This window comes from Micromonospora globbae, from assembly GCF_036184225.1.
GTDB lineage: Bacteria > Actinomycetota > Actinomycetes > Mycobacteriales > Micromonosporaceae > Micromonospora > Micromonospora globbae.
In genome coordinates this window covers 5503088-5521246 of record NZ_CP108084.1, presented here as the reverse complement: position 1 = coordinate 5521246, position 18159 = coordinate 5503088, and the positions used below count along the sequence as shown (strand labels likewise).

Annotated in this window: 12 protein-coding genes; 6 read left to right on the top strand and 6 right to left on the bottom strand. The window is 72.7% G+C overall.

The features are described from left to right. Positions 1 to 28 precede the first annotated feature (28 nt). Positions 29 to 3112, bottom strand: coding sequence for an AfsR/SARP family transcriptional regulator (locus OG994_RS24970; protein WP_328853788.1), 3084 nt, complete (start codon positions 3110 to 3112; stop codon positions 29 to 31). A gap of 553 nt (positions 3113 to 3665) precedes the next feature. On the opposite strand from OG994_RS24970, the gene OG994_RS24965 reads away from it, so the two are divergent. From OG994_RS24965 to OG994_RS24945, 5 genes are all read left to right on the top strand, one after another. Then, complete coding sequence (locus OG994_RS24965; protein WP_396843773.1) at positions 3666 to 6194, top strand: putative bifunctional diguanylate cyclase/phosphodiesterase; 2529 nt, start codon at positions 3666 to 3668, stop codon at positions 6192 to 6194. A 48-nt stretch (positions 6195 to 6242) separates the two neighbouring features. Then, positions 6243 to 7589 carry a glycosyltransferase family 87 protein gene (locus OG994_RS24960; RefSeq protein WP_328851146.1) on the top strand — a complete coding sequence of 449 codons (1347 nt, stop codon included), beginning with the start codon at positions 6243 to 6245 and terminating at the stop codon, positions 7587 to 7589. A gap of 9 nt (positions 7590 to 7598) precedes the next feature. Continuing rightward, a complete protein-coding gene (locus OG994_RS24955) occupies positions 7599 to 8231 on the top strand; it encodes a phosphoribosyltransferase (protein ID WP_328851145.1) in 633 nt (210 codons plus the stop codon). A 19-nt stretch (positions 8232 to 8250) separates the two neighbouring features. Continuing rightward, complete coding sequence (locus tag OG994_RS24950; protein WP_328851144.1) at positions 8251 to 8646, top strand: TFIIB-type zinc ribbon-containing protein; 396 nt, start codon at positions 8251 to 8253, stop codon at positions 8644 to 8646. A 239-nt stretch (positions 8647 to 8885) separates the two neighbouring features. Then, positions 8886 to 9563, top strand: coding sequence for a maleylpyruvate isomerase N-terminal domain-containing protein (locus OG994_RS24945; RefSeq protein ID WP_328851143.1), 678 nt, complete (start codon positions 8886 to 8888; stop codon positions 9561 to 9563). A 45-nt stretch (positions 9564 to 9608) separates the two neighbouring features. On the opposite strand, the gene OG994_RS24940 is transcribed toward OG994_RS24945, so the two are convergent. Next, on the bottom strand, positions 9609 to 13583 hold the full coding sequence (locus tag OG994_RS24940; RefSeq protein WP_396843843.1) for a replicative DNA helicase: 3975 nt from the start codon (positions 13581 to 13583) through the stop codon (positions 9609 to 9611). A 530-nt stretch (positions 13584 to 14113) separates the two neighbouring features. Here OG994_RS24940 and OG994_RS24935 point away from each other — a divergent pair. Further along, entirely contained in the window at positions 14114 to 15679 is a 1566-nt protein-coding gene (locus OG994_RS24935; RefSeq protein ID WP_328851142.1) for a hypothetical protein, read from the top strand. A 196-nt stretch (positions 15680 to 15875) separates the two neighbouring features. On the opposite strand, the gene rplI is transcribed toward OG994_RS24935, so the two are convergent. The 4 genes from rplI to rpsF form a co-directional block, all read right to left on the bottom strand. After that, positions 15876 to 16322 (bottom strand): 50S ribosomal protein L9, encoded by a 447-nt coding sequence (gene rplI, locus OG994_RS24930; protein ID WP_120328343.1) that lies wholly within the window; start codon positions 16320 to 16322, stop codon positions 15876 to 15878. Positions 16323 to 16336: 14 nt separating this feature from the next. Continuing rightward, positions 16337 to 16576 carry a 30S ribosomal protein S18 gene (gene rpsR, locus OG994_RS24925; RefSeq protein ID WP_120328342.1) on the bottom strand — a complete coding sequence of 80 codons (240 nt, stop codon included), beginning with the start codon at positions 16574 to 16576 and terminating at the stop codon, positions 16337 to 16339. A gap of 41 nt (positions 16577 to 16617) precedes the next feature. Beyond that, positions 16618 to 17145 (bottom strand): single-stranded DNA-binding protein, encoded by a 528-nt coding sequence (locus OG994_RS24920; RefSeq protein ID WP_192902119.1) that lies wholly within the window; start codon positions 17143 to 17145, stop codon positions 16618 to 16620. Between the two features lie 81 nt (positions 17146 to 17226). Then, positions 17227 to 17517 carry a 30S ribosomal protein S6 gene (gene rpsF / locus OG994_RS24915; RefSeq protein WP_120328341.1) on the bottom strand — a complete coding sequence of 97 codons (291 nt, stop codon included), beginning with the start codon at positions 17515 to 17517 and terminating at the stop codon, positions 17227 to 17229. Positions 17518 to 18159: the final 642 nt, after the last annotated feature.

Below are 18159 nucleotides of genomic sequence, written 5' to 3'. Positions count from 1 at the left end.
AAGAATTCGATAAGCCCGCCGCCGCAGGTCAGCGCGGATCCGGCGGCTCGGCGGCACCCGGTACGGGGGCCGGCTCGACCGCCACCGGTGCAGCGGCCACCTCGGCAAGGCAGCGCTCCACCTCGCGGCGTTCCGGCACACCCATCCACCGGAAGATGGCCAGCGCCCGCTCGCCGTGCCGGCGTGCCTCCACCGGGTCCGTACGCGCGAAGTGCGCCGCGAGCCCCGCCAGCGCGCGCCCCTGCTCGTACGGCGACCGGATCCGGGTGGCCAGTCGCAGCGCGGCCCGGTACCGCTCGGCGGCCTCGTCGTCCCGGCCGGCGGCCGCGAGCGTCCGCCCCAGCCCGTTCAACGCGGCCGCCTCGACGTGGCGTTCACCGGAGTCGGTCGCCAGGACGAGGGCGAGTTCGTGCTCCCGCTCCGCCTCGGCCAGCCGGCCGAGCGCCCGGTACGCGGCGCCCAGGTCGATGCGGACCTCCGCCTCGGCGTACCGGTGCCCGGTCCGGTCCCGCAGCGCCAGCGACGCCCGCAGCAACCGGATCGCCTGGTGGTGCCGGCCCAGACGCACCTTCACCCCGCCGATGTGGGCCAGGGCGTTCTGGATGTGGAAGTAGTCCCGGCCGATCCGGGCCCAGTGCAGGTGCAGGCGGTGGATCCGGAGAGCGTCCTCGTAGCGGCCGCACGCCGCGAGGGCCAGGCCGATGTTCGGCAGGCCGATGGTGATGTCGTGTCCACTGGCGCGCGAGTCCCGCAGGCTCTCCAGACCGACCACCACCGCCTCGTGGACGTCGCCGCGGAACAGGTAGACCACCAGGAGGTTGGCGCGGTAGCGGAACAGGTTCTGCCGGTCCCCGATGCGTTCGCAGATCGCGACGGCCCGACTCACGTGGGCGAGGGCCGCCGCGTAGTCGCCGGTCCGGACGTAGGCGGAGGCCATGTAGTTGTTCATGCAGGCGACGGCGGGCGCCTCGCCCGCGGCCTCGGCCGCCGCGAGCCCGTGCCGGTGGGTGAGGAGGATGTCGTCGAAGTACGCGCGCATGTAGCAGAACCGCCAGAGGACGCGCGCCAGACGCCAGGCGTGGGCGTGGTGGGCGCTCTCCCGGGCGCGGACGACGAGCGCGACCAGTTCCGCCCGTTCCCGCTCCAACCACTCCACCGGCGGGGTTCCGACCGCGTCGAGGAGGTCGGGACGGCGCGGGGGTGGCGGCGACACCTGCGCCCGGATGAAGTCGGGTTCGAGCAGCTCGGCCGACCGCAGCGACGCGTGCAGCACGAAGTCGAGCAGTTCGCGCAGGGCCGACCGTCGCTCCTCCGCCGGGTCGACGCGCGCCGACAGCTCCGACGAGTACTGCCGGAGCAGGTCGTGCATGCGGTAGCGGCCGGTCTCCACCTCGTCGACCAGGTGCCCGTCGACCAGTTCGTCGAGGGCCCGGTCGGCGGCGTCGAGCGACAGCCCGGCCAGCGCCGCCGCCATGGCGGCGGTGACCCGGTTCCCGGGATGCAGGCTGAACAGTCGGAACAGCCGCTTCGCGGCCGTGCTCAGCGGGTCGTAGGACGTCGCGAAGACACCGGCCAGCGAGCGGTCGGCCTCGGACAGCTGCCCGAGCGCGCTGGCGTCGTCACCGAGCAGCCGCGCGAAATGGGTGAGGCTCCAGCTGGGACGCCGGGTCAGCCGGGAACCGGCCAGCCGGATCGCCAGCGGCAGGTGGCCGCAGCGGCGGACGACCTCGCGGGCGGCGTCCGGCTCGGCGTCCACCCGGTCCCGGCCGGCGGTCCGCGCGAGCAGTGCGAGCCCTTCCTCGGTCGTCATGACCGGCAGGGACTCGGGTGGTCCCACGTCCAGGCCGGCGAGGCGTCGGCGCGAGGTCACGATGACCACCGTGCCCGGCAGCGTCGGGAGCAGCGGACGGACCTGCTCCCCACCGGCGGCGTTGTCGAGGACGACCACACAGCGGCGGCGAGCCAGTTCCCGTCGCCACAGCTCCACCCGGTCCGCCAGCTCCGCGGGGATCTGCGGATTGGGCACGCCGAGCTGCCGGAGCAGGGTGGCGAGCGCGGTGCTCGGGTCGATCGGCTTCTCGCCGCCGTGTCCGCGCAGGTCGATGAAGAGCGGGGCGTCCGGGTAGCGGTCGGCGAGCCGGCGGGCCACGTGCACGGCGAGCGTCGTCTTGCCGCTGCCGGCCATCCCGTCGATCACGTGCACGACGGACGCGGACGCCTCCACCCTCGCCGTCTCGGCGAGCAACCGCTCGATGGCACCGTCGCGGCCCACGAAGTCGGTGACCGGTCGCGGTAGCCAGCCGCCGCCTCCGACCCGCGCGCCCTCCGCCCGGGGCGCCCCGGCGTTGCCGCTCGTGGATCTGCGCTGCCGGGGTGCCGCGACGTCGGCGCGGGACGTCTCGTCCGCGTGGTCGATGGCGCGCCGCAGGAGCCGCAGTTCCGCGGCGGGCTCGATGCCGAGCTCACGGCGGAGCGCCGCACGCGCACTCTCGTACGCGGCGACCGCCCCCGCGCGGTCGCCGCGCTGGTGGAGCGCGCGCATGAGGAGCAGGTGGGCGGACTCCCGCAGCGGGTGGAGAGCGAGCAGCTCGCGGAGGACGGGCACGGCCCGTTCCTCCCGCCCCGTCCGTACCCACGCGTCGGCCAGCAGCTCCGTGGCCTGGAGCCGTTCGTCCTCGGCGGCGGCCGTCCGTGCGGCCAGCACGGGTCCGACCGGCACGCCGGCGAGCATCGGTCCCCGCCACCGTCCCACCGCCCGTTCCAGCACCTCCGCGGCCCGATCGAGCAGGCCCTCGTCGAACAGGGCGCGGGCCTGCCGGTACTCGGTCTCGAAACAGTGGATGTCGACCTGGTCCCGTTCGACGCGCAAGCGGTAGCCGTTCGCCTGGCGCACGAGAACGCCCGCGGCGGCGTCCACCGTCTCGAAGTTCCGCCGCAGATTGGCGGCGTACGTACGCACGTTCGGAACGGCGGACCGAGGGGGCTCCTCGGGCCACAGTTCATCCACGAGTTCGGCGACGGTCACGAGCTGTCCCGGATGCGTCGCGAGCATCGCAAGAACTGTGCGCTGTTTCGGCGTTCCCAGCTGCAGCGTGCCTGAGGAAAGTTGCACCACCAGGCCGCCCAGAACGTGAATCTCCACCGTTCCCTCTGCTTTGCCGGCAATTGGGTATTCACATGATCACGCCTCGGAGCATAGGGAAGGGAACGTCGCTCGGGGTGTCCGTACGCGCGACGCACAGTCTCCGACCTGCGCTCTTCCGTTCCATACAACTCGGCGGAGGACCGGATGAACCGTTCCGTGGATGAAGGTTCCGGCCACCTGCGGGACACTGTTGGAGCAACTCACTGTTAACGCGCGGCAACGCCCCCGATACAGCTTCTGATTTCGGAGAATGGGTTAGGCGCGCTCCGCTCAGGCTTGCGGACAGAACGTAACAGATCCGCCTTCGCTTGACTTATTCTGCGCATACCGACATAAATGCTTCCGTATCCGCCGCTATCTCTCCTACGCTCGCCGCAGAAAGCTTCCGGGGGACCCCGGCGATTCGCGAGGAGGACCTGCCATGCGCAGCACCGAGTGGACCTGAGCTCTTACCAGCCCGTGACACGCGGGGTACGCTGCCGGTCGTCGGATACTGACGGTCGGCAACGGATGAGGATGCGTGAGCCGGACGGCGGATGGTCACCAGGAAACCGACCGACGCCTACTGGTGTTGGTCGGAGTGCTGGTGGCCTCGGCCGCCGCCGTGGCGCTGAGCGCCGCGGTCGCCCTCCGGCACGACCCGCCGCGATCGGTTCGCGACGCCTCCACGATCTGCGCCCTCGCCCTGATGATCGCTCTCGGAGCCGTCGTCAAGGCGCCGCTGAGGATCCGGTCCACCACCTTCGCCATCGCCTGGGTGGAGACCGCGATCGTCCTCGGGCTCGCGATCGCGCCGGCGTCCTGGGTGATCCTCTCCACCGGAGTGGGCATCGCCTGCGCGTCGTTCCTGACCCGCCTGTCCGCCATCAAGACCGCATTCGGGATCGCGAAGCACACGCTCGTCGCAGGAGGCGCCACCGCCCTGATCCTGCTCCTCGGTGACCGCTGGCCACCGCGGGGGTTCCTGCAGATCGTCGTCGTCCTCGGCGCGGTGTACCTGGTCGCCGCGCTGCTGGACGACCTGCTCGCCATGCCGGTCATCGCCCTCGCGTCGGGCAACGGCATCGCCCGCCAGTTCCGCAGCAACCTCGACCTCCGGCTGATCGGGTTCGGCGCCCGCTTCGTCGTGGCCGTCTGCATCCTGCTCATCATCCGGGCGGACCCCCGGCTCCTGCTGGCCGTGCCTCCGCTCGTGCTCAGCCTGCACGTGGCGTACTCGGCCCGGATCAGGGGACGCGCCGAACAGGAAGCGTGGCAGCATCTCGCCCGCGCCACCGACGCGCTCAACGTCGTGGACCTGGACGACGTCCTCCGCACCGCGGTCACCCAGGCCGCCGAACTCTTCTCCGCCGACGAGGTGGAGATCGCGCTACGCGACGGCGGCCGGACGGTACGCGGCGACGCCGGCGGCGCCATCACGTACGACGGGTCGGGTGACGAGCCCACGACCGTCGACGGCACCGTGGTCCCCGCCGCGCTGGAAGGGCGCGACCGGACCGCCGATGTCGGCGTCCTGCGGCTGCGCTTCCGCGGCGTCGTGGAACTGTCCGAGCGGGAGCGGTACACGCTGCGCACGTTCGCCTCGGCGCTGTGCACCGCCGTCCGCAACGCCCAGGCGTACGCGGAGCTGGCCCGGGTCGCCGAGGAGCACGCCCACGCCGCCACGCACGACGCCCTGACCGGCCTGGCGAACCGGCGGCACCTCCTCGACGAGGGCGCCGCGCAGCTCGGCATCCGGCACGCCGAGGGCGTGACCGCGCTGGTCCTCATCGACCTCAACCACTTCAAGGAGGTCAACGACACGCTCGGGCACGCCGCCGGTGACCAGGTGCTCGTGCAGGTGGCCGAGCGGCTGCGCGGCGCCGCCCACGGCAACGACCTGGTGGCCCGGCTGGGCGGTGACGAGTTCGCCGTACTCCTGCGGGGCCTGCCCGCGCCCGCGGTCGCCGCGCACCGGGCGGAGAGCCTGCTCGCCGCGCTGCACGAGCCGTTCGACCTGGACGGCATGCGGATCAGCGTCGAGGCGAGCGGCGGCATCGCGGCCGCCCCGGCCAGCGGCGGGATGGCGGAACTGCTCCGCCGCGCCGACGTGGCCATGTACCAGGCCAAGCGTGCCGGCCAGCGCATCTCCACGTACGCGCCGACCCGGGACACCGCCGACCTCGGCCGGCTCACCCTCGGCGGGGACCTGCCACGCGCGGTCGCCGACCACGAGTTCACGGTGAACTTCCAGCCCATCGTCGACCTCGGCACCGGCCAGATCACCGGCGCCGAGGCGCTCGCCCGCTGGCACCACCCCACCCACGGGATCATCGACCCGCTGCGCTTCCTCGACGCCGTCGAGCGGTCCGGCCTGCTGCCGGCGTTCGCCGAGGCGATCCTCGACCAGGCGCTCATCGCCGCCACCACCTGGCGGGAGGCCGGCTTCGACGTACCCGTGGCCGTCAACGTCTCCCCGCGCAGCCTGCTCGACGCCCGCTTCCCCGGCTCCGTGCTCGCCCGGCTCCGCGCCCACGACCTGCCCCCGGACCGGCTGGTGCTCGAACTCACCGAGACCCTCACCCTCAGCCAGCTCGACGTCGTGGACCGGGTGCTCAGCCGGCTCCGCGACGAGGGCGTACGCCTCGCCCTCGACGACTTCGGCACCGGGTACTCGTCGCTGAGCCTGCTCTCCCGGATCCCCGTCCACGAGCTGAAGATCGACCGCAGCTTCGTGACCGCCATGGAGAGTTCCGCCGAGGCCGCCGCCGTCATCCGCTCCACCCTGGACCTCGGCCGCAGCCTCGACCTGACCGTCGTGGCCGAGGGGGTGGAGAGCGAGCCGCAGCGGCGGGCGCTCTGGGAGCAGGGCTGCGCCAGCGGCCAGGGACACCTGTTCGCCCGGCCGATGCCCGTCGGCACGCTCCTGGCGGCGCTGCACCGCGGCGCCGGCGGCAGCCCCGGCCTGCTGGCCGCCCCGCTGCACGATTCCGGCGCCGTCATCCGCCTCGCCCCCGGACGCCGCACCGCCGGTCGCGGCCGGGAGCAGCGCCCCCACCTCCCCGCCTGACCCGCACGCGTACCCAGGGCACGGCGGCCGTCTGACACACTTGCCCGCGTGACCGCCGCTGCCCCGACCGCCCGCCGCCGGGGCTGGCGGGCCCTCGACTCCGCCGCCGGCGGCCTCGCCCTCGACCTCGCCCTGTACGCCGGGTCCGCGGGCTTCGCCGCGCTCACCGCCGCCACCTCGACGCTGCTGCCGCACCGGGCGTGGGGCGGCACGGCGGCGATCGGCTACCTCGTCGCCGCGCTCGCCGCCACCGCGCAACTGCTCGTCCGCCGCCACGACCCGGGCTCGCCGCTCGTCTCGCTGCCGGCCCGCTGGGCGGTCACCCTCGTCACCTGGGTGACCACGGCGCTGCTGCCGCTCGTGCTCCAGAGCGTCGAACGGGCGGCCGGCCGCACCGACCGGGCACAGGAGGAGGTGCTCGTCGTCGAGCAGGCCGGCGCCCGGCTCGTCGACCACGGCACCCCGTACCTCGGCCACGACGCCATCGCCGCCCTGCCCGCCGACGAACGGCTGCTCGGCTACACCCCCTACCAGCCGGGCATGGCCCTCTTCGGGCTGCCCCGGGCGGCCGCCGACGGATGGTGGACCGACGCGCGGGTCTGGTTCGCGCTCGGCACCGCGCTGGCCCTCGCCCTCGCCGTCGCCGCCCTCCGCACCGACGCCACCGCCCCGCGCACCGACGCCACCGCCGACCGGCACCGGACGCCCGCCCTCCTCCGTGCCGTGCAGGCCGCCACCGTACTGCCGATCTGCGCCCTGACCCTGGCCACCGGCGGCGACGACCTTCCCGTCCTCGCGCTCTGCCTGCTGGCCCTCGCGCTCGCCGCCACCGGCCAGCCCGGCCGCGCCGGGGTGGCCGTCGGCCTCGCCGGCGCGCTCAAGCTCTTCGCCTGGCCGGTCGCCCTCGTCCTGATCATCTGGGGCGCCACCCGGCGGGCCGGCGTCCGCGTGGCCGCCGGCGCCGTCGGGCTGCCCGTGGCCGCCCTGCTGCCCGCCCTGCTGGTCGACCGGGACGCCCTGGTCGAGAACGTGCTCCGCTTCCCGCTCGGCCACGGGCTCGTCACCAGCCCGGCCCAGTCGCCCTTCCCCGGGCACCTCATCGCTACCGGGCTGCCCGGCGGCCGGCTGATCGCCGCCGGACTGCTCGTCGCGGCGGGCGCGGCCATCGCCGTCCGGCTCGCCCTCCGCCCGCCGCGCACCGCCGCCACCACCGCGCTGATCTGCGGGTACGGGCTGCTCGCCGCAATCGCGCTGATGCCCTCGACCCGCTTCGGGTACCTGCTCTACCCGCTCGCCCTGCTGGCCCTCGCCCCGGCCCTGCACGACCCCGAGCAAGCCGCCACGGATCCGGCTCTTTCCGGCAACTCGCGAGCGGTGGCGCGCGGCAGGGCGTAGACCTGAGGCATGACGACCTACCGCGACCGTGCCGACGCGGGCCGGATGCTCGCCGACCGGCTCACGGGACTGATCGGCGACCCGGACGTCATCGTTCTCGGCCTGGTGCGCGGCGGCGTACCGGTGGCCCAGGTGGTCGCCGAACGGCTGTCGGCACCGCTGGACGTCCTGGTCATCCGGAAGCTCGGCATGCCCTGGGCCCGCGAGGTCGCGTTCGGCGCACTGGGCCCCGGAGGGGTGCAGGTGCTCAACGAGCACGTGGCCAGCCGCCTCGACGCCGACGACATCGCCGACACCGTCCGTCGCGAGCAGGCGGAACTCGACCGCCGCGAACAGCTCTACCGGGCGGGACGGCCGCCGCTGGACCTGACCGGCCGCACCGCCGTCATCGTCGACGACGGCCTCGCCACCGGCGCCACCGCACGGGCCGCCGTCGAGGTCGCCCGCCGGCTCGGCGCGCGCCGGGTCGTGGTCGCGGTGCCCGTCGGCTCGCAGGAGGCGTACGAGATGCTGAGCGCCGAGGCGGACCAGGTGATCTGCGCGCAGCACCCGGTGGAGTTCATCGCGGTGAGCGCCTACTACGAGGACTTCCACGAGGTCACCGACGAGGAGGTCACGGACACGTTGACGGCGACGGCGTGACCCGACCGGGTACCGTCGGGTGATGAGCCTCACCTGTCCCAAGTGCCACGGAGAAATGCGCCAGTACGAACGCAGCGGCGTCGTCATCGACCAGTGCAGCGAGTGCCGGGGGATCTTCCTCGACCGCGGCGAGCTGGAGAAGCTGTTCGAGGCGGAGGCGAACTGGAACCGCCAGCAGGCCACCGCCGCCGCTCCCGCGGGTCAGCCCGCCCACCAGCCGGGCGGCTTCCCGCCGCCTCCGCCGCCCCCGGCGCCCGCCCCGCACCAGCCGGGCTACGGTGCCGTGCCGCCTCCGCCGCCGCCCGCGCACGGCTACCCGCCGGCACCGGCCTACGGGCACGGGCAGCACCACGGCTACCACGGCCACTACCGGCGGAAGAAGCACAAGAGCTTCCTCGACGAGTTCTTCGGCTGACCTTCGTCACCACGCCGACGGCCGGTCCGGCGCCCACCGGGCCGGCCGTCACGGCGTACGGTGACGGCGCGCGTCCGTCGGGTCCTGGCGTCCCGCCGTGCCGGCGGCCCCGCCGGGGCTCGGCGTCGCGCGCCGGGCCGGTCGTGTCCGGGCGTCGCGCCGTGCCCACGGGCCCCGTGCAGCGTCGGGGCGCGCGCGGGGTCGTGCCGCCGCGTCCGGGCCGTGCGAAGCTGCATCCCATGACCGCAGTCGCACAGCACGAGGCGATGGCCGAGGCGTACGAGGGCGTCACCGCCGCGGTCGCCGGCCTGACCGACGCCGACCTGCAACGACCGACCCGGTGCCGGGGCTGGCTCGTCTACGACCTGCTGTTCCACCTGCTCTGTGACGCGCAACGGGCCCTCGTGACGCTGGCGACCCCCGCCGCCGGCCCGGCCGATGTGGACGACGTCAGCTACTGGCGTGCCGAACCGACCGATGGCGACGGCGCCGCCCGGCACGCCCGCTGGGTCCGCCGGTCCGCCGCCGCCTTCGACAGCCCCTCCGGGGTCGTGCGGATCTGGTGCGACACGGCCCCGGCCGCCGTACGGGCGGCCACGGCGAGCGATCCCGGCGGCTTCGTGGCCACCCAGGGTCACGTGCTGCGGGTACCCGACTTCCTGGCCACCCTGACCACCGAGGCGGTCATCCACCATCTCGACCTCGTGGTGGACCTGCCCGACGCGCCGCGCCCCGGCCCGCTGGCCACCCGCGTCGCGACGGCCACCGTCGACGGCCTGCTCAGCGACGACGCCGTACGCCCGTCGGGCTGGGACGACCACGAGTTCCTGCTCAAGGCCGCCGGCCGGCTCCCGCTCACCGACCGGGACCGGCGGGAACTGGGCGAGGCGGCGGGCTGGTTCCCGCTGCTCGGCTGAGCCTCCTCGGCCGCCACCCGGCCGGTCGCCGTTCCGCCGTGGCGCTCAGACGACCGCCATGTCGACGAAGCGGGACAGGTGCAGCTGCGCGGCGACCGTGATGGTGTCGGTCGGGCCGTTCCGGTGCTTGGCGACGATGAAGTCCGCCTCCCCGGCGCGCGGGGACTCCTTGTCGTAGTAGTCGTCGCGGTGAAGGAGGATGACGACGTCGGCGTCCTGCTCGATCGAGTTGTGGGTGGCGATGCCGTTCGCGATGAAATTGTGTGTCCCGAGAACGGTGGCGTCGAAGACTTCCTGCTCGCCAAGCGATTCGATCGACACGATCTCGTCCCAGAAGATGTCGTTCGTCGCATGCAGCTCAAGATCGGCGTCATCGAGGACAGCTGCGATCTTGGCCAGCCTCGACCGACTCGGAGCGTGTTTCCACAGCGCGCTCCCGCAGAACTGGGTGTCGACGGCCGCCGCGAACTCGCGATGGCTCATGCGACGCTCTGCCAGAACCTCCCGGACCCTGGTCCACACCTCGCGTGGCACGGTGTCGACGTTGGGGTTGCTCTTCATGCCCTCGAGCGAGGCGAGGAGTTCCGTACAGTTCCTCGCCCGGTCCCCGTGCACTCCGACCTCCCGCAGGAACCGCAGCTGGTCGTCCCGCCCCGAAATGTCGAGCGTGTACTGCGTGCGGTGGTTGGCCGTGCACACGGTCTTGAGCCGGCCCGTGATGCCGTACCTCAACAGAAGCCGGGAGACATCCTCCAGCATCCGTCGGCTCGTGGACGAGTAGTAGATTCGCCCACCGCGCCCCGACTTGTTGACATGGACCGAACCATCGGTCGCCCACAGATGCCGCAGGAACAGCGTGATCTGCTCCTTCGGCAGAGCGAAGACGGGCGCCGGAACGAACTTCTCATGTGAGCGGAGACCGAAGAGCCCCAAGCCGTCCAACCACTCGGCGATCGGGTTTCGGCGACCCCGGGCGAGCCGATAGGGGGCGGGCAGCCGTAGCGTGACCACCCGCGCAGCCTCGTACTCGTCGCGTACCGCCGAAACTCCGAAGTGCTTGGCAGCCTCCGTCACCGCCATGAGGTTCGCTTCGTCGCGGCTGGCGTACCGGATCGGTTGTCGCCGTACGAAGGAACCATCGCCCAGCAGGTGCGCCAGCAGCACGACCTCCGGCGCCGCCCACGGCCGGACAGCCAGTGGGGGCGGCACGTGACGGGGTGTGGCGATCCTGGCACCGGGCGCAAGATCCCCCAGAGGCATCCAGCCGGCGAACGTGAGGAACGGGTGATTGGCCGTGGCGTCGATCCACTTGCCCGAGGCGAGCGTCATCCGGAAGACCTCGCGCCTACCGCTGGGGAAGGCATGGGTCATCGTGCGCGGGGTGTAACGCAGCCCCTCGTCCAGCGCCCACACCGGGACGTCCCTCGCTCCGCTGGCAAGTAGTTCACCGAGCGTCACCTCGGTGTTGTTGTCAGCACGCAGCACCCTCGTCTCCGCCGTAAGGCAGCCCGACTCACGCAGGTCAGACAATTGTGGCCGCTTGTCCGTACGCTGCTCGGGCCCGCGGTTCAGCTGGCTGACCGCGATCACCGGGCACTCGATCTCCTTGGCCAGCAGCTTGAGACCACGGGACAGGTCCGCGACCTCCTGCTGGCGGCTCTCGGTGCGCTTCGGCGAGGTCATCAGCTGGAGGTAGTCCACGACGACCAGCTTGAGGTCGTGCCGCTGCTTGAGCCGGCGCGCCTTCGCCCGGATCTCCATGAGGTTCATGCTCGGCGTGTCGTCGACGAAGAGCGGCGCCTCGCTGATCTCACCCATGCAGCGGGCCAGCTTCGTCCAGTCGTCGTCGGAGAGCTGCCCGCTGCGGAGTACGTGCAGCGGGACCCGCGCCTCGGCCGAGAGCAGACGCATGACGATCTCGACCTTGCTCATCTCCAGGGAGAAGATGGCGGAGGCCTGGTTGGCGCGGATCGCCGCGTTCCGCGCGAAGTCCATGCTCACCGTGCTGTTGTGGGTGGGGATCATCGCGCGACTGGCCAGGTAGAGGTGCTCGGGGTTGTCGACGGTGACGCACCGGACCGGCACGCTCGGCACCGGACGCACGTCGACGATGAACCGGGAGGCCGTTCGGACGTCAGACGTCGTTCGCCGGCGTGCACGGTGTGCGGCCCGCTTCCGCTCGAGGCGGAAGACAGGGTCCGGCGTGGAGAAGTTCAGCGTGTAGGCCGTGGACGACCTCGCCGTCCGCCCCCGCACCGGCTTCGTGGTGACCGTACAGCGGTAGCCGAGGCTGACCACCAGTTCGCGTACGTCGTTGGCAAGTCGCTCGGAGGTTGACGTGTACTGCAGGTTGCCGGTGGGCGCGACCGTTCCGTCGGTGTCCATCAACCCCGCGAGCAGCGCCCGGCGTTGAGCCTCGGACGCGCGTAGGTACACCGCGGGAATGTACTTCTCGTCGGCGACCCCAGCCTGGCGGAGCAGACCGACCAGCGAACCGTTGCGGGCGTGACACTCTGTGCACCGTCGTGTCGCCCGGTTCTCCCGCAACGCTCGCGTGGAGCGACCGCAGTCCACGCAGCGCCCGGCCGCCGACGGAGTGATCGGCTCGGGCGGCAGGATGGTGTAGACCATCGGCCCGCTGGGACGGACGGTGAAACCGTCCGCCTCCACGTACGCGACCAACTCCGGGTCAGCTGTGGTGAACCGGCTCGCGCCCGTGTGCCCGTCACCGAGCCAGACCCCGAGTGTGTACGGCGGCACCGGCAGGTCCCGCTCCGGCAGTTGCAGCGGTGCGCAGTTGCGGACAGCGTGGTTGAGCCGCCGGTCCGCGGTGTCGGTGCGCAGCGTGGCGGCGATCTCGGCGGTGGTGACGACGCCGTCGTGGCCAGCCCGGGTGCCCGCGCTCACGTGGTGCTCGGTCCGTTCGAGCACGGCGGCCAACAGCGGACGCTCGGGGTATCCGGGTGCCGTCCAGTTCCGCACCGTGCCGGAGCGGATGACCGGCCGGCTGATCCTGCCGATGGAGCCCACCCCTGTGGCGGCGGTGCGCAGGACGTGCCGGAACTCCGGACCGACCCGGTCGAGCGCCTGAGCGAACGTGATCGCCTGATCGCCGTCGGCGTCGAGCGCCGCGTCGTACGCCGCTCGGACCCTGGCCAGCTTCGACTCGGGCCAGTGACGTCGTGCCCTCCCTGGGCCCTGCCGTCGGCTCGCCCGCGTCGTCGTCTTCCAGAGGTGCTCCGCGTCCGCCACGATGACGGTGCCGTCCGAGAACTCGACCTCGTAGCACGGACGGTCGTACCTGACGTCGAATGCGTGTGTGACCGTCGTCGGAGTGCCGTCCGCCGCCAGCAGCTGGTCGCCGACCTTGACCTCTCCCATCGTGGTCCAGCCGTCGGGAGTCGGGAGAGGGGTGTCCAGCGCGAGCGCCTTCCCGAGACCCGGCCGGCCCGCCACGATCACCAGCTGCCCCGGGTGCAGACCGTTGAGCAGGCGGTCCAGGTCGGTGAAGCCGGTCGGCACACCGGTCATCACGCCGCCCTGTGCGCCCACCGCCTCGATCTCGTCGAGGGTCGGCTGGAGCATGTCGGCCAGGACGGCGAAGTCCTCGCTGACCCGGCGCTCGGTCACGTCGTAGACGGCCTGCTGGGCGAGGTCGACGATGTCGTCCACGTCGCGGCTGCCGCCGTTAGCCGTGCCGTAGCCGAGCTGCACGATCTTCGTGCCGGCCTCCACGAGCCGGCGGAGGATCGCGCGCTCGCTCACGATCCGCGCGTAGTACGCGGCGTTGGCCGCGGTCGGCACGCTGGCGATGAGGGTGTGCAGGTAGGGCGCGCCGCCGACGCGCGCCAGGTCGCCGGAGTCGGCGAGGGCGGCCGCCACCGTGATCGGGTCGGCGGGTTCGCCCCGGCCGTAGATCTCGAGGATGGCGTCGAAGATGGTGGCGTGCACCGGCCGGTAGAAGTCGTTGCTCTTGAGGATCTCGACGACGTCGGCGATGGCGTCCTTCGAGAGCAGCATGCCTCCGAGCACGCACTGCTCGGCGGCGATGTCCTGCGGTGGGGTGCGCTCGAACTGGCCGTCACGCTGCGCGGGCGCGGGCGGCTGCCCTCCGGCGCGCGGCTCCGCCCGCATGTCGTCGGTGACCGACACGGTCCCCCCTCCGATGCGTCGGATCCTCGCCCCCAGCTCTACCGTCCGGGTGCGACATTCGTGGTGACCGGACCGGTCGATCGGGGGTCATCGGCGGGCGGTCGGGGGCCCACCATACGAAACCCGAGTTCAGGGACTCAACATCGGCGGTGGACGAGCCTCGGGACAACCTGTGGACGCCGGTGCACAGGGATGTGCGCAGGGTGTGCACAGGCTGTGGACAACCACTGGGGAATTCGCGGGCACACCCGCTCTGAGCTGGGATAACGCGATCCCCAGGCTGTGGAGGGAAACTTTTCGGTGGGGTCGGCGCGTCCTTCGTCCCGTACTATCTCCAGCGAACGGCTACACCTGGACAGCGGATTGCGCCATCGGTTGAGAAGGGTCACGCTCCGGCCGTGAGTTACCGGGACTGGGGACGCGGGGAGGGTGGCCCGCGCGCACGTCGGTCGACCGCCTCGTGGAGCCCGCCCGATGCCGATCCGGTCGACCCCCAGGTTCCCGACGAGCCGCGGCGCGCGCCGGGCCGCTGGCGGTCGTGGGAGCGGGAGCAGGAGGAGCCCGTCGACGCCTACCTGCCGCGGTGGGCGCTGGAGTCCGGCGTCCGGCGCGCCGACGGCGGCGGGCGACACGCCGCGCCGGATGACGACGACGAGGTGGTCCGGCCCCGCTCGGGTGGTGGCCGGCGTGCCGTCGAGACGACCGGCGGTGGGGACGAGGCCCGCGCGACCGCCTGGCAGGAGCTGCCGGCCGCCGGCGGCCCGGGGTCGGACCACACCGGCGAGTGGACGTTCGACCGTCCACAGGAGCAGGGGTACGTGGGCAGCCGCCGTGCCGACCCGGTGGAGGACGAGCCGGTCTCCGGGTCGGTCGTCGTGCCCCGCCCTCGGCGGGCGTCCTCATCCCGTCCCCAGGTGATCTGGTCGGGAGTCGAGGAGTCGTCCGCCACCGACGAGCGGCCGGCCCGCCGGGAGCCCGAGCGACGCGCGCGACGCGCTCTCCGTCCCGTGGAGGAGTCCTGGTCCCGTCCGGCGGCCGACCCGTGGGACCGGGCGGCCCGACCCGCCGCGGAGGAAGCAGCTCCCGCGTACCCGCCGGCGGTCGACCCGTGGGACGCGTCCGGGGTGCACGCCTGGCCGGCGGCGGGCGGGACGGACCGGTGGGACGCCACCGGGGCCTGGGAGCAGCCGGACAACACCGGAAGCTGGGAGCGGCCCGACGACACGGGGGCCTGGGAGCGGTCCGACAGCACCGGCCAGTGGGAGCGGTACGCCGACGCCGGCCGGTGGGACCGGACGGAGCCGCCCCGGTCGCGGCGGGACCGGGCGGACGAGAGCCGGGACTGGGCCGGGCGGGACGAGGGCTTCTGGTCAGGCACGCGACTCGCGGGCGACGACCCGCGCTGGATGGACCCGCCCACGTCGGCGCCCCGCTCGCCCGCGATCACGTACGCGGCACCGCGCGGCAGGCCCGCCGGCTACGGGGCGGGCCGGCGCCCGGCGGATCCGATCGGCGCGCCTCGTGGCACGGGACGGCCGGCGGTCCGGCGACGGCTCGACACGCTGGACTCGGCCGCCTGGGCCCGGCGCCTGGAGGACGACCTGCTCGACCCGGATCCGGGTGGCCCGCTCCGGCCTCTGCTCTACACGGCAGCGTGCTACCTGATCCCCGCGGTCCTGATCTTCGCGTGGCTCCTGACGCTCGACGCGCGGCCTCCGGCTGGCTGCGTCACGGACATCACCGGGGGTGGTTGCGACTCGCCGCGGGCACACGCGCTGGGCTCCCTCGTCGCCGGCGCGCCCCGCTTCGCTCTGGCCCTGGCGAGCAGTCTCGTGGTGGCGGCGCTGCTGCGCCGGGTCGGGACGACCTGGCGCGCCACCACGATCGCGCTCGCCTCCGCGGTGGTGGGCGGTGGGCTGTCCACCGTGCTCATCAGCGTGGTGACCGGGCAACCGATCGGTTGATCGTTGCCGCGCCGGCCGTCACGGCGCGGGCCACCGTCGGGCTGAGGGCCCACCGGTCACCGGCACACCGCACCCGGGGCCGCTCGCCCCAGGTCGCGCCGCGCTGGGCGGTGAGCGGCGGTCGGCCGTACGCCCGCAGAGACGGCCAGGGCCCGCGCCGATCGCTCGGTGCGGGCCCTGGTCGGTGCGTGACGGGTCAGGCGGCGACGACGTTCAGGTTGAACGAGGCCGTCACCTCGGGGTGCAGCTTGATGCGCACCGGGTAGGCACCGGTCGACTTGATGTGACCGGGCAGCTCCAGCCGACGCCGGTCGAGGCTCGGGCCGCCGGCCGCCCGGACGGCGTCGACGATCTCGGCCGGGGTGACCGAGCCGAAGAGCCGACCACCGTCGCCGGCACGGGCCTTGAGGCTGACCTTCAGACCCTCGAGCTGGTCCTTCACCTCGTTGGCGTGGCCCAGGTCGCGGATCTCCCGGGCTGCGCGGGCCCGCTTGATCAGGCTGACCTGCTTCTCCGCACCCTTGGTCCAGGCGATCGCGAAGCCCTGCGGCAGCAGGTAGTTACGGCCGTAGCCGTCCTTCACCTCGACGATGTCGCCGGGGGCACCGAGGCCGGAAACCTCCTGGGTAAGGATGATCTTCATGTCGGCGCCTCCTCTCAGCGGGTCGTGGACGTGTACGGCAGGAGCGCCATCTCGCGGGCGTTCTTGACCGCACGGGCGATCTGCCGCTGCTGCTGCGAGGTCACGCCGGTCACCCGCCGAGCGCGGATCTTGCCGCGGTCGGAGATGAACTTGCGCAGCAGCGCGGTGTCCTTGTAGTCGATGTAGGTGATCCCGTCCTTGTCGAGCGGGTTCACCTTCTTCTTCGGCTTGCGAAGTGCCGCAGCCTTGGCCATTGCTCTTGCTCCTGGTTTGCGATCACGGGCGCTGGGCGCCATTAGAACGGGGGCTCGTCGTCGAAGTTTCCGCCGCCCGAACCGGAACGCGAGGGGGCGGGCGCGGCCGAGGCCCACGGGTCGTCGAAGTTGCCTCCGCCGCCCTGGCCACCACCGCCACCGAAGCCGCCGCCACCGCCGCCGGAGCGGGACATCTTCTGCACCTTCGCCGTGGCGTAGCGCAGCGACGGGCCGATCTCGTCGACCTCGAGCTCGATGACGGTGCGCTTCTCACCCTCGCGGGTCTCGTAGGACCGCTGCCGCAGCCGGCCGGACACGATCACCCGGGTGCCCCGCTGGAGGGACTCGGCGACGTGCTCGGCGGCCTGGCGCCAGACGGTGCACGAGAGGAACAGCGGCTCGCCGTCCTTCCACTCGCCGGACGCCCGATCCATGAAACGGGGCGTCGAGGCGACCCGGAACTTGGCGACCGCCGCGCCGGAGGGGGTGAACCGCAACTCGGGGTCATCGGTGAGGTTGCCGATGACCGTGATGGTGGTGTCTCCTGCCATGACCATCTCCTCGCGCACTCATCGTCTCGTCGTACAGGCTCCCAGAGCCGTACGACAGCGTCGATGAGGCTGATCCGGGCGAGCCGGGTCGGATGCGCCTCAGCGCATCTCCGGCCGGATGACCTTGGTGCGCAGCACCGACTCGTTGAGTCGCAGCTGACGGTCCAGCTCGGCCACCGCCTCCGGCGTCGCCTGGAGGTCGATGACGGCGTAGATGCCCTCGGCCTTCTTGTTGATCTCGTACGCGAGGCGCCGGCGGCCCCACACGTCGGTCTTCTCCACCGAGCCGCCCGCGGTCCGGATCACGTTCAGGTACGTGTCGAGCGACGGGGCGACGGTGCGCTCCTCGAGGCTGGGGTCGAGGATCACCATGACTTCGTAATGACGCAAGACGTGCTCACCTCCTGTGGGCTAAGCGGCCACGGTCCTTCCGTGGCAGGAGGTCGTGCGTCGTGGACCGCTCCAGGGTCGGGGGGACCCGCCCGGACGCGGACAACCGGGCCAGGATACCTGGTCGGGACGATCATGCCCGGGCCGGTGCACGCTGCGGCTGGTCGCGTGCACACCGACCCGGCCGGTGCGCTCCCAGTCCGGGCTCTACAGCGTCGTCGTCCCCGGCCCGCAGCCACGGCGCACCCCGGGAAACGCGGCGACGGGGGTCCGCGCCGGCCGTCAGGCTGGCAGCGGACCCCCGTCCACGAGGCCGCGGGGCGTCCCGTCCGCATTCCTTGGGTGGGACCTGGGGAGGAACGACCACACCGATGAGGTTGGACCGGAGACGCCCCGCGGAGCTTTATCGTGTTGTTACCTGACGATACAACTGCTGTCGTCACTTGTCGGTGGAAATGGCGCAAATTCCTGAGAATTTTGTGATCGCCCTGTTCGTACCGGGCCGGCCCTCGCCGCATCGGGCCACACGACGAGGGCGCCCGCGTCGGGGAATGACACCCGCCGCCCGGCCGGAGCCCCGACCGGCGCCGATGCCGACGAGCGGGCCAGGGACGACGTGCCTCCACTCCCCTCTCATCAACG

Coding starts and splice junctions, on each gene's coding strand:
- OG994_RS24955 (WP_328851145.1), top strand. CDS start 7,599: ATGACGACCTACCGCGACCGTGCCGACGCGGGCCGGATGCTCGCCGAC.
- OG994_RS24945 (WP_328851143.1), top strand. CDS start 8,886: ATGACCGCAGTCGCACAGCACGAGGCGATGGCCGAGGCGTACGAGGGC.
- OG994_RS24940 (WP_396843843.1), bottom strand. CDS start 13,583: ATGCTGCTCTCGAAGGACGCCATCGCCGACGTCGTCGAGATCCTCAAG.
- rplI (WP_120328343.1), bottom strand. CDS start 16,322: ATGAAGATCATCCTTACCCAGGAGGTTTCCGGCCTCGGTGCCCCCGGC.
- rpsR (WP_120328342.1), bottom strand. CDS start 16,576: ATGGCCAAGGCTGCGGCACTTCGCAAGCCGAAGAAGAAGGTGAACCCG.